Below are 11,498 nucleotides of genomic sequence, written 5' to 3' on the forward strand. Positions count from 1 at the left end.
AGGGCATCGCCAGATTGAACACATAAAGGACCCCGTATCGTAAGGTATGGGGTTTTCGATTTTTAGCATTATTAGTGTAAATATAAATTGTAAAAAATCCTTAAAATATTACCGCTTTTTTCCCCTTTCCCTCTTGATGTTCCTTCAAAAACTTGTATATTCAAAGACTTCTACTAAAACAACAACTCACAACATCAGGAGTCTTTTATGAAAAAACTCGTTAAACTCTCTTTATTGAGCCTTGCTTTTGCATCAACAACCGCATTTGCAGCACCGAAAACCTTTGTTTATTGCTTAGAAGCATCACCAACTTATTTTAATCCCCAGTTTGTGACGGATGGAGGAACGATGGATGCGATCGCACAGACAATATTTGATCGCCTAGTTTCTTTTGAACCTGGAACAACAAATGTAATTCCTGCCTTAGCTGAAAAATGGGATATCTCTGAAGATGGCAAAACTTATACTTTTCATCTTCGTCAAGGCGTGAAATTCCATACTACTAAAGATTTCAAACCAACCCGAGATTTTAATGCTGATGATGTTATTTTTTCATTTAATCGTCAGTTAGATCCAAATCATCCATATCATAAAATTTCTGGTGGCAATTATGAGTACTTTACCAGTATGGATATGCAAAATATCCTTGATAAGGTTGAAAAGGTGGATGATTATACGGTCAAAATAACTTTAAAAACACCAAATGCGCCATTCTTATCTAATCTTGGAATGGATTTTACTTCTATTATGTCAGCAGAATATGCAGACAAATTATTAAAAGTAGGAACCCCTGAGAAATTAGATCAAAATCCTATTGGTACTGGGCCATTTCAATTTGTTGATTACCAAAAAGATTCCCAGCTTCGTTATAAAGCATTTGATGATTATTGGGCTGGTAAAGCAAAATTAGACCGCTTGGTATTCTCAATTACGCCTGATGCTTCAGTACGTATGGCAAAATTACAAAAAGGTGAATGTCATGCAGCACCTTATATCAACCCTGCAGATTTACCTGCATTACAGAAAGATCCTAATATCAATGTGATGAGCCAAGCAGGCTTGAATGTGGGTTATCTTGCGCTGAATACGCAGAAAAAACCGTTTGATAATGTGAAAGTGCGTCAGGCATTGAATTATGCGATTAACAAAGACGCAATAATTCAATCGGTTTACCAAGGTGCTGGCGAAAAAGCGAAGAATCCAATTCCTCCAACAATGTGGAGCTATAACAATGATGTAGTAGATTATGACTATAATCCAGAAAAAGCCAAAGCTTTGTTAAAAGAAGCAGGTTTTGAAAATGGCTTTGATGCTGATTTGTGGGCAATGCCAGTTTCTCGTCCTTACAATCCAAATGCTCGCCGTATGGCTGAGCTTATCCAAGAAGACTGGAAAAAAGTCGGTGTGAATGCCAAAATTGTAAGCTATGAATGGGGTGAATATATCAAACGCTTGCGCGATGGCGAACATCAAACAGGAATGATGGGGTGGAATGGCGATAATGGTGATCCAGATAACTTCTTAAATACGCTATTAAGCTGTGCAGGGGTGGAAGCCGGAGCAAACTATGCGAAGTTCTGTAATAAAGAGTTTGACCAGTTGATTGATGATGCTGCAAAAGAGAGCGATAAAGCTAAACGCACAGAGCTCTACAAAAAAGCTCAAGTGTTGTTCAAAGAACAAGCTCCGTGGGTAACCATTGCTCACTCAACCACTTACTTCCCTGTGCGTAAAGAAGTAACGGGTTATACTATTAGCCCGTTTAGCTTGCATAATTTCTACTACGTGGATTTAGCGGATAAGTAGTTATTGAGACGGTTGGTGAGTTTGTCAAGCCATTGTCGAATCGGCATATTGAAATACCTTATGCTTCGACAGGCTCAGCAACTGTCATTTTAATTTTGGCATTGACTACAAGCGGTCAAAATTTTCCAAAAATTTACCTATTATTATCTATTTATGTTTTCATTTATTTTAAAACGCATTTTAATGGTGATTCCTACCTTTATTGCGATTACCTTAATTACTTTTGCATTGGTGCATCTTATCCCAGGTGATCCCATTGAAATTCGAATGGGCGAACGTGGGCTGGATCCAGCTGTACACGCCCAAATGATGTCGCAACTCGGCTTGGATTTACCCTTACCTGAACAATATTTCAATTACATCAAAGGAATTTTTCAAGGCGATTTAGGTAACTCATTCCGTAATAATGAGCCAGTGCTCAAGGAATTTTTTACTCTTTTCCCTGCTACGGTTGAGCTTGCATTTTTTGCCTTGCTTTGGTCTTTAGTGATCGGCATTTTTCTTGGTGTGATTGCTGCAGTGAAGAAAAATTCTTGGATTTCACATATTGTAACCACACTTTCTCTGACAGGTTATTCAATGCCGATTTTCTGGTGGGGCTTGATTTTAATTCTCTATGTGTCCACTCCGCTTGGCTTGCCTGCTTCAGGGCGTTTGTCGTCTGAGTTTTGGATTGAAGCTAACACGGGTTTTATGCTGATTGACACTTGGCAATCTGATGAACCAGGGGCATTTTTAGCAGCCATTAAATCTTTAATTTTACCTTCAATTGTATTAGGTACGATTCCTCTCGCAGTAATTACCCGAATGACGCGTTCTTCAATGCTTGAAGTGTTGGGCGAAGATTACATCCGCACTGCAAAAGCAAAAGGCTTAAATACTACTCGTATCGTGTTTGTACACGCGTTGCGTAATGCGTTAATTCCTGTCGTGACGGTAGTAGGTTTAATTGTGGGGCAGTTGCTCTCTGGGGCAGTATTAACCGAAAATATTTTCTCTTGGCCAGGTATTGGTAAATGGGTAATTGAGGCGATTAACGCCCGAGATTATCCTGTGCTACAAGGTTCAGTGCTGATTATTGCAACTATCATCATTCTTGTGAATTTACTGGTTGATTTGATTTATGGCGTGGTAAATCCACGAATTCGCCATAGCTAATAGAGGAGTGAAGAATGTCTTCAACGACAGTAACAGCCCCAATACCGAAAACACCTTTCCAAGAGTTTGTCTATTATTTTAGTCAAAACCGTGGAGCGGTAATTGGGTTTATCTTTATTTTAATCGTGCTTTTTGCTGCGATTTTTGCAGATTGGGTTGCACCTTTCGACCCAATCGAACAAAACCGCTCAGCCTTGCTTTTACCACCAATGTGGTTTGAGGGCGGGAATTCAGCCTATATTTTAGGCACAGATGACATCGGTCGGGATATGCTTTCCCGCATTATTTATGGGGCGAGACTTTCTGTTTTTATTGGCTTGCTGATTGTCGTAATGTCTTGCGTACTCGGTGTTATTTTAGGCTTGCTTGCAGGCTACTACGGTGGCACGCTTGATATTTTAATTATGCGTTTGGTCGATATTATGCTTGCCATTCCAAGTTTGCTTTTAACGATTGGTGTAGTAACTATTCTCGGACCTTCCTTAATTAATGCGGCGATTGCAATTGCGATTGTTTCCATTCCAAGTTATGTGCGTTTAACCCGTGCTTCGGTGATGAATGAGAAAAATCGTGATTATGTCGTGGCAAGCCGCGTAGCAGGGGCAAATGTGTGGCGATTGATGTTTATTGTGATTTTGCCAAACTGCCTTGCGCCATTGATTGTGCAAATGACGATGGGGATTTCTAATGCGATTTTAGAACTTGCCGCACTTGGCTTCTTGGGCATTGGTGCTCAACCACCCACACCAGAACTGGGTTCAATGTTGGCAGAATCACGCGGTTTTATGCAATCAGCGAACTGGCTTGTGACCATTCCAGGCTTAGCGATTTTATCGCTTGTATTAGCCTTTAACTTGATGGGCGACGGCTTACGTGATGCTCTCGATCCAAAATTAAAACAATAGGGGGCGAAATGAGTTTACTAACAGTTGAAAATCTTTCCGTTTCGTTCGGAGATGAAAAAGCCCCTTTTAAAGCGGTTGATCGTGTTAGCTACACCGTGAATGAAGGTGAAGTGTTAGGTATTGTAGGTGAATCTGGTTCGGGCAAATCGGTTAGTTCTTTGGCGATTATGGGCTTGATAGACTTCCCAGGTCGTGTGACTGCAGAGAAATTGCATTTTAACCAGAATGATCTGTTAGCGTTAAAGCCAAAAGAGAAGCAGAAAATTGTTGGAGCAGATATTGCGATGATCTTCCAAGATGCGATGACAAGCCTCAACCCAAGCTATACCGTGGGCTATCAAATTATGGAAGCCTTAAAAGTGCATCAAGGCGGGAGCAAATCAGTACGCCGTGAGCGAACAATTGAATTGCTTTCACTGGTGGGCATTCCTGATCCTAAATCTCGTTTAGAGGTTTATCCACACCAGCTTTCTGGCGGGATGAGCCAGCGTGTAATGATCGCAATGGCAATTGCGTGTAATCCGAAGCTGTTGATTGCTGATGAACCGACAACGGCGCTAGATGTAACCATTCAAGCCCAAATTATTGATTTACTGCTTGAATTACAACGTAAAGAAAATATGGCATTGATTTTAATTACGCACGATCTGGCGTTGGTGGCAGAATCAGCACATCGCATTATTGTGATGTACGCAGGGCAAGTGGTGGAAGAGGGGAAGGCAGAAGAGATTTTCAAATCGCCGTTGCACCCTTATACACAAGCGCTGTTGAAAGCATTGCCAGAGTTTGCGGAAGGTAAATCTCGCTTGCAATCGCTCCCTGGTGTTGTACCTGGTAAATATGACCGTCCGCAAGGCTGCTTGCTTAACCCGCGTTGCCCGTATGCGACGGAGAAATGCCGTAGCGTTGAGCCTGCTTTGGTGCAAATCAACGGCCGTCAAGTGAAATGCCATACACCATTAAATAATCAAGGCTTACCGAGCTAATCAAGGAGAGGATAATATGCAAAAAAATCACGAAAACGCACCGCTTCTTGATGCGATTAACCTGAAAAAATATTACCCAGTGAAGAAAGGGTTATTCGCAAAACCAAAAATGGTAAAAGCGGTAGATGGTGTTTCTTTTACGCTTGAACGGGGCAAAACCTTGGCAGTGGTGGGGGAGTCTGGCTGTGGGAAATCGACGCTTGGGCGAATGCTTACAATGATTGAGCAGCCGACTGAAGGCGAGCTTTTCTACAATGGACAAAACTTTTTGGAAAATGATAAAGAGATGGCAACGCTTCGTCGTCGTAAAATTCAAATCGTCTTCCAAAACCCGTACAGCTCACTTAATCCACGTAAAAAAGTGGGCTCGATCTTAGAAGAGCCATTGCTTATTAACACTTCGCTTTCGGTAAAAGAGCGCAAGGCAAAAGTGTTGGATATGATGGCAAAAGTGGGCTTAAAACCAGAGTTTTATGACCGCTATCCGCATATGTTTTCGGGCGGACAACGTCAGCGTATTGCGATTGCTCGAGGGTTGATGCTTGAGCCTGATATTGTTGTGGCGGATGAACCTGTTTCTGCACTGGATGTTTCTGTACGCGCTCAAGTGCTCAATCTAATGATGGATCTACAAGAAGAAATGGGGCTTTCTTATGTCTTTATCTCACACGATCTTTCAGTCGTGGAACATATTGCAGACGAAGTGATGGTGATGTATTTAGGACGTTGCGTGGAGCAAGGTGAGGTAAAACAGATTTTTGCTGATCCAAAACATCCATACACGCAAGCACTTCTTTCAGCGACGCCAAGATTAAACGAAGCTGATCGCCGTGAGCGAATTAAACTCACAGGCGAGCTGCCAAGTCCACTTAATCCACCAAAGGGCTGTGCCTTCCACGCCCGCTGCCGCTTTGCAACCGACCGATGCCGAGTCGAACAACCGCAATTGAAAAACTACCCAGATGGTAGAAAAATTGCGTGTTTTGTGGTGGAGTAATCACTATACCCCCTCTCCCCTTGTGGGAGAGGATAGAGAAAATTCTTAGAATTTTCGGAGAGAGTCTTATTCTCTATGTAAATATAATTTATACTATATGAAAAATCCCCTATCCCTCTGCATTCTTCGCCTCTCTGCGATTGGCGATGTTTGCCATACCCTTTCTGTTGTGCAAGCTATTCAACGCCAATATCCCGATGTGGAAATTACTTGGATTATTGGTAAAACTGAAGCAATGCTAATGCAAGATCTCCCTAATGTGACGTTAATTCCGTTTGATAAAAAATCTGGTTGGAAAGGTATCTTTACAATTTGGAAACAGCTTGCCCACAAGCGGTTCGATTTTCTGCTTAATATGCAAACTGCATTTCGAGCTTCTATTCTTTCACTTGGCATTAAAGCGGATAAAAAAATGGGGTTTAACAAAGATCGAGCCCGTGAAATGCAGTGGCTTTTTACCAATCAAAAGGTAGAACAAACCACTTCTCCGCATGTGTTAGATGGACAGATGATGTTTGCCAAAGCGATTGGCGTGACTGATTTAACCCCAAAATGGCAATTGCCAATTTCTGCGGAAACGGTTGAAAAAGCGAAACAGTGGCTTGATCCAATGCGTAAAAATGTGGTGATTTCCCCTTGTTCCAGCAAGGCAGAAAAAGATTGGTTAATAGATCGTTATGCTGACATTGCGAATTGGTTGATGGCACAAAATATCAATGTGATTTTGGTCGGTTCTCCTGCAAAACGTGAACTTGAAATGACCGCTTGTATTCAGCAACTTGCCCCGAATGTGCAGAATTTGGTAGGGAAAACGTCGCTAAAAGAGCTTGCTGCCCTCTTAAAATTAGCAGATTTAGTGCTCTCGCCTGACACTGGTTCAGCCCATATTGCGAGCATTCAAGGTACACCTGTGATTGGGCTTTATGCGATTCACAATCCTCGTCGTACTGCACCTTATAACGCTCAGCAAAATGTGATTTCTGTTTATGATGAAGCGGTGCAAGACTATTATGGTAAATCGTGGCAAGCACTTCCTTGGGCAACTAAAGCGAAATCCAAAACAGGTGAGAATTTAATGGCAAGAATTTCGGTAGAAAGTGTGAAGCAAAAAGTAGTTGAAATCTTGGCAATAAATAGGTAATTTATCTGTAATTTTTGATTTACAATAAGTAAATAATAATAAACACAACATCAAGGATAAATTATGCCATTAAACCCTTTACGTGAAAAAATTGATCAGGTTGATCGTGAGTTGATAGCCTTACTTTCTGAACGTTTAAAATTAGTCGCGAAAGTAGGAAAAGTGAAGTCAGAACACGGCATTCCCGTCTATGCACCAGAGCGTGAAAAAGCGATGATTGAAGCTCGCAGAACTGAAGCACAAACGCAAGGTGTACCTGCTGATTTGATTGAAGATGTGCTTAGGCGTGTGATGCGAGAATCTTACGCAAATGAGAATAAACACGGCTTTAAGCAAGTGAATCCGAATATTCAAAAAATCGTGATTGTGGGGGGCTTGGTAAATTAGGGCGATTATTTAACCGCTTTCTAAGTTTATCTGGCTACCAAGTGGTAAGCCTCGATCAAAATGATTGGGTACAGGCTGACATCATTTTGGCGGACGCAGATCTTGTGCTTGTTTGTGTACCGATAAATAAAACGCTGGAAACGATTGAACGATTACAACCGTTTTTGACGGAAAAGATGATTTTGGCGGATCTCACTTCGGTGAAAGCACAGCCATTACAAAAAATGTTGCAAGTACACCAAGGGGCAGTGGTTGGGTTTCACCCGATGTTTGGTCCAGATACGCCAAGTTTGGCAAAGCAAGTAGTGGTTTGTTGCCACGGACGTGGGGCAGAGCAATATGAATGGTTATTAGAGCAGATCAAAATTTGGGGGGCAAAAATTGAAGTGATTGATGCTATAGAGCACGATCACGCAATGACTTATATTCAAGCTCTTCGCCACTTTTCGACTTTTATGTTTGGTTTGCATTTATCAGAACAGCCGATAAAACTTGAACAGCTATTAGCGCTTTCTTCTCCTATTTACCGTTTAGAACTCGCGATGATAGGGCGGTTATTTGCTCAAGATGGGGCGTTGTATGCAGATATTATTTCCGATAAACCTGAAAATCTCACGACGATTCAATCGTTAAAAGCAACCTTTGAACAGAGCTTAAAATTCTTTGAAGAAAAAGATAAAGCGGGCTTTATTCAAGTTTTTGAAAAGGTACATCACTGGTTTGGTGATTATTCCGAACAGTTTTTAAAAGAGAGCCAAGTATTGTTGCAGCAGGCGAATGATTATCGAAAATAGACTGAATTTAAGTAGAAGAAAACCCAACAAGGTTATGTCGGGTTTTCTTTATCTATCCAGATTATTTAAATTCGTAACGATGAATTGTTTTTAAATCTGAATCTTGTTTGTTTTCTTGGTCAGCAACAGTGACACGTGCTCCAACAGTTGCGTGTGAATCGTATTGACGTTTTAAAGTCACGATTTCACCGTTGTCTTTTTGAACGGTTAACTCAACAACATCTTTTGAGATGTCTTTGCTACTTAAAATAGTTGCATCACCACGGCTAGAGTAAACTTCAGCTGTACAAGCTGCAAGAACCATACTAACTAATACGGCTAACGAAAGTTTTTTCATTATGAATCCTTAAAATTGAAAATTAAAGTAAAGAAACGTTTAAATTCGAGTTAGAACCAACGAGTCTTACGCGCTTACCTGGTACGAAACCGTCTTCTTTTTTCTGAACAACTACGATTTCTTGACCATCATCTTTACGAATCGTCATTTCTAATGAAGAAACTTGACTCGCCTTTTCTTCGATTGTATTGCCTGCCATCGCACCTGCAATAGCTCCTACAGCAGTTGCAATCGCTTGCCCTCTACCGCCACCGATAGCAGAACCAGCAATACCACCTAATACACCGCCACCGACTGTGCCGATTACACCTTGATTATCTGCTTGGATTTTTACATCACGCACAGATACAATCGTACCGTAGCTAATTGCTCTAGCTTCTTTGGCTTGTGACGCAGAATATACGCTTCCGCTATAAATATCGGTGTTTGCACAACCTACCATCACAAAGCTAGAGAATAATGCAGCAGCTAATCCAATTTTTTTCATATTGTACTCCAATAAGAGAAAGTCCAGAAATGATTTTCTGAACAAATAATATCATTTATACCATAAGGATGTAGTTTTAGACAAGAATGATTACCTAAAGTTGCATTCTTTACATTTATCGCAATGGTCGGATTAGGTAGTTGTTCACCTTCCACTTCAGGCTGGCTAATTTTAATGTTAAGCGCAGGATTTTCATTAAGTGCAAACATTTTTAGCATACGTTCAATCCACAAAACTACGCTCTCGCCTTGCTGCATAGGGATTACCGCTTCAATATGCTCCCAGCCTTCTTGTGGATAAATTTTACCTTTCGGAAAGGGGAGTTCTACGATTTTGACTTTTTGCCCACAAAAATCAATCGCTTGCGTTAGCTCAAACAGCCCAATTGGGCGGCCATTCACTTTACTTTCTTTAAGAATCTTTACATTTTTCACTAAAAGATTTCGCCATTTTTCAGCTGTTTCAAGTGTATTCATTCGAACGGCAAGATGATCAATTTCATATCGGCTGAGATCAATCCCCGCGATTTCTGCGATTTGCTGGATTTTTTGCTCAAATTGAGATAAATCACCAAAACAAGCGGTCATTTTCTCGTAAAAGTTTGCATTTTCAGGTATAATTTTGTCCATTTTTTGAATGTAAATGTAATAGGTTAAAAAGTGAATATTCAGCAAATTTTATCAGATAAAATCAAGCAAGCAATGATTCTTGCTGGAGCAGACGAGAATGTTGAGCCGTTAGTGCGTCAATCAGGCAAGCCGGAGTTTGGCGATTATCAAGCGAATGGTGCGATGGGGGCGGCAAAAAAATTAGGGATGAATCCTCGTGAGTTTGCGCAGAAAATTTTGGATAACGTAAATTTAGACGGCATTGCGGAAAAATTAGAAATCGCAGGACCAGGCTTTATCAACATTTTCTTGGATAAAGATTGGTTGGCAGCGAATGCAAATTCTGCATTGCAAGCGGTCAATTTTGGTATTCAAACTGCAACTCCGCAAACGATCGTGATCGACTACTCTTCTCCAAACGTAGCGAAAGAGATGCACGTTGGGCATTTGCGTTCGACCATTATTGGTGATGCGGTAGTGCGTACTCTTGAGTTTTTAGGCAATAAAGTGATCCGTGCCAACCACGTTGGCGACTGGGGAACCCAGTTCGGTATGCTTATCGCTTACCTTGAAAAAATGGAAAATGAAAATGCAACAGCAATGGAGTTGAGTGACCTTGAAGCCTTCTACCGTGCGGCAAAAGAGCATTACGACAGTGATGAAGCCTTCGCAGAAAAAGCGCGTAATTACGTGGTGAAACTGCAAAGCGGCGACGAATATTGCCGCACAATGTGGAAAAAATTAGTCGATATTACGATGCACCACAACCAAGAAAATTACGATCGTTTGAACGTGACTTTGACCGAAAAAGATGTGATGGGCGAAAGCCTTTACAACCCGATGTTGCCAGAAATCGTAGCAGACTTAAAAGAGAAAGGTTTAGCGGTCGAAGATGACGGTGCGTTGGTGGTGTTCTTAGAGGAATTCAAAAACAAAGATGGCGATCCGATGGGCGTTATCGTGCAGAAAAAAGATGGCGGTTTCTTATACACTACAACCGATATTGCGGCAGCCAAATATCGCTACGAAACCTTGAATGCTGACCGTGTGTTGGTGTTCTCCGACAGCCGTCAAGCACAACATATGCAACAAGCGTGGTTAATTACTCGCAAAGCGGGCTATGTGCCAGACTCTTTCAGCCTTGAACACCCGTTCTTCGGTATGATGTTGGGCAAAGATGGCAAGCCGTTCAAAACCCGTTCAGGCGGCACTGTGAAACTGAAAGATCTGCTTGATGAAGCGGTAGAACGTGCAGACAAGCTCATCTCTGAACGCAGCCAAGAATTGAGTGCGGAAGAAAAAGCAGCAGTAGTCGAAGCCGTGGCAATCGGCTCTGTGAAATACTCGGATCTCTCGAAAAACCGTACTACCGACTATGTGTTCGACTGGGACAATATGCTGACTTTCGAAGGCAACACCGCGCCTTATATGCAATACGCTTACACCCGTATTTGTTCGATTTTCGCCCGCAGTGGCATTGATGCAGGCAAATTAACGGGAGAAATCGTGTTAACCGAAGACAAAGAACGTGAGCTGGCAGTGAAATTATTGCAATTTGAAGAGGCTTTAAACGGCGTAGCAAAAGATGGTATGCCGCATATTCTTTGCCAATACTTATACGAATTGGCGGGGGTATTCTCGAGCTTCTACGAGGCTTGTCCAATTTTGAATGCGGAAGAAGCGGTGAAAAACAGCCGTTTACGTTTAGTCGCATTAACCGCGAGAACGTTGAAACAAGGTTTGGATCTGTTAGGGATTAAGACTGTAGAGAAAATGTAATGATAGATCCTATCTTTTCTAAAGAGGGGGGAGGGGAGATTTCAGCGATCTCAATTTGCAAAAAATAGGTCAAAAAAGACCGCTTATCAAATCTCCTGTACAACCCAAACATC

Annotated in this window: 10 protein-coding genes and 1 pseudogene; 8 read left to right on the forward strand and 3 right to left on the reverse strand. The window is 41.6% G+C overall.

Translation table 11 applies throughout. The annotated features are described in order from the left end of the window. Positions 1-207 precede the first annotated feature (207 nt). The 7 genes and pseudogenes from B0184_RS08470 (at position 208) to tyrA (ending at position 8,174) form a co-directional block, all read left to right on the forward strand. Complete coding sequence (locus tag B0184_RS08470; protein ID WP_005707629.1) at positions 208-1,806, forward strand: ABC transporter substrate-binding protein; 1,599 nt, start codon at positions 208-210, stop codon at positions 1,804-1,806. A gap of 153 nt (positions 1,807-1,959) precedes the next feature. Continuing rightward, positions 1,960-2,964: an ABC transporter permease subunit gene (locus B0184_RS08475; protein WP_005707622.1), complete on the forward strand. Its 1,005-nt coding sequence runs from the start codon at positions 1,960-1,962 to the stop codon at positions 2,962-2,964. A gap of 14 nt (positions 2,965-2,978) precedes the next feature. Beyond that, complete coding sequence (locus tag B0184_RS08480; protein ID WP_005707618.1) at positions 2,979-3,869, forward strand: ABC transporter permease subunit; 891 nt, start codon at positions 2,979-2,981, stop codon at positions 3,867-3,869. A gap of 8 nt (positions 3,870-3,877) precedes the next feature. Continuing rightward, positions 3,878-4,855: a dipeptide ABC transporter ATP-binding protein gene (dppD, locus tag B0184_RS08485; protein WP_005707623.1), complete on the forward strand. Its 978-nt coding sequence runs from the start codon at positions 3,878-3,880 to the stop codon at positions 4,853-4,855. Positions 4,856-4,871: 16 nt separating this feature from the next. Further along, positions 4,872-5,852, forward strand: coding sequence for a peptide ABC transporter ATP-binding protein (locus B0184_RS08490; RefSeq protein WP_005707625.1), 981 nt, complete (start codon positions 4,872-4,874; stop codon positions 5,850-5,852). 97 nt (positions 5,853-5,949) lie between these two features. Next, a complete protein-coding gene (locus B0184_RS08495) occupies positions 5,950-6,993 on the forward strand; it encodes a glycosyltransferase family 9 protein (RefSeq protein ID WP_005707620.1) in 1,044 nt (347 codons plus the stop codon). A gap of 60 nt (positions 6,994-7,053) precedes the next feature. Continuing rightward, positions 7,054-8,174: pseudogene (gene tyrA / locus B0184_RS08500) on the forward strand (bifunctional chorismate mutase/prephenate dehydrogenase). A 61-nt stretch (positions 8,175-8,235) separates the two neighbouring features. On the opposite strand, the gene B0184_RS08505 reads toward tyrA, so the two are convergent. From B0184_RS08505 to B0184_RS08515, 3 genes are read right to left on the reverse strand one after another with little or no spacing between them, the layout of a single operon-like run. Further along, positions 8,236-8,511: a hypothetical protein gene (locus B0184_RS08505; RefSeq protein WP_005707630.1), complete on the reverse strand. Its 276-nt coding sequence runs from the start codon at positions 8,509-8,511 to the stop codon at positions 8,236-8,238. A gap of 22 nt (positions 8,512-8,533) precedes the next feature. Further along, positions 8,534-8,998 carry an outer membrane lipoprotein gene (locus tag B0184_RS08510; RefSeq protein WP_005707628.1) on the reverse strand — a complete coding sequence of 155 codons (465 nt, stop codon included), beginning with the start codon at positions 8,996-8,998 and terminating at the stop codon, positions 8,534-8,536. After that, a complete protein-coding gene (locus B0184_RS08515; protein WP_005707624.1) occupies positions 8,995-9,627 on the reverse strand; it encodes a VOC family protein in 633 nt (210 codons plus the stop codon). Before B0184_RS08515 ends, B0184_RS08510 begins: the two co-directional genes overlap by 4 nt. Before the next feature lie 30 nt (positions 9,628-9,657). Between B0184_RS08515 and argS the strand changes: the two genes are divergently transcribed. Continuing rightward, a complete protein-coding gene (gene argS, locus B0184_RS08520) occupies positions 9,658-11,385 on the forward strand; it encodes an arginine--tRNA ligase (protein WP_005707619.1) in 1,728 nt (575 codons plus the stop codon). Positions 11,386-11,498 lie beyond the last annotated feature (113 nt).

It is taken from the genome of Haemophilus paraphrohaemolyticus, from assembly GCF_002015045.1.
In the GTDB taxonomy this organism is placed as follows: domain Bacteria; phylum Pseudomonadota; class Gammaproteobacteria; order Enterobacterales; family Pasteurellaceae; genus Haemophilus_A; species Haemophilus_A paraphrohaemolyticus.

What these genes read in the sequence shown, in the direction of transcription:
- B0184_RS08495 (WP_005707620.1), top strand. Translation starts at nt 5,950, where the DNA reads ATGAAAAATCCCCTATCCCTCTGCATTCTTCGCCTCTCTGCGATTGGC.
- B0184_RS08480 (WP_005707618.1), top strand. Translation starts at nt 2,979, where the DNA reads ATGTCTTCAACGACAGTAACAGCCCCAATACCGAAAACACCTTTCCAA.
- B0184_RS08475 (WP_005707622.1), top strand. Translation starts at nt 1,960, where the DNA reads ATGTTTTCATTTATTTTAAAACGCATTTTAATGGTGATTCCTACCTTT.
- B0184_RS08470 (WP_005707629.1), top strand. Translation starts at nt 208, where the DNA reads ATGAAAAAACTCGTTAAACTCTCTTTATTGAGCCTTGCTTTTGCATCA.
- dppD (WP_005707623.1), top strand. Translation starts at nt 3,878, where the DNA reads ATGAGTTTACTAACAGTTGAAAATCTTTCCGTTTCGTTCGGAGATGAA.
- B0184_RS08505 (WP_005707630.1), bottom strand. Translation starts at nt 8,511, where the DNA reads ATGAAAAAACTTTCGTTAGCCGTATTAGTTAGTATGGTTCTTGCAGCT.
- B0184_RS08510 (WP_005707628.1), bottom strand. Translation starts at nt 8,998, where the DNA reads ATGAAAAAAATTGGATTAGCTGCTGCATTATTCTCTAGCTTTGTGATG.
- B0184_RS08515 (WP_005707624.1), bottom strand. Translation starts at nt 9,627, where the DNA reads ATGGACAAAATTATACCTGAAAATGCAAACTTTTACGAGAAAATGACC.
- B0184_RS08490 (WP_005707625.1), top strand. Translation starts at nt 4,872, where the DNA reads ATGCAAAAAAATCACGAAAACGCACCGCTTCTTGATGCGATTAACCTG.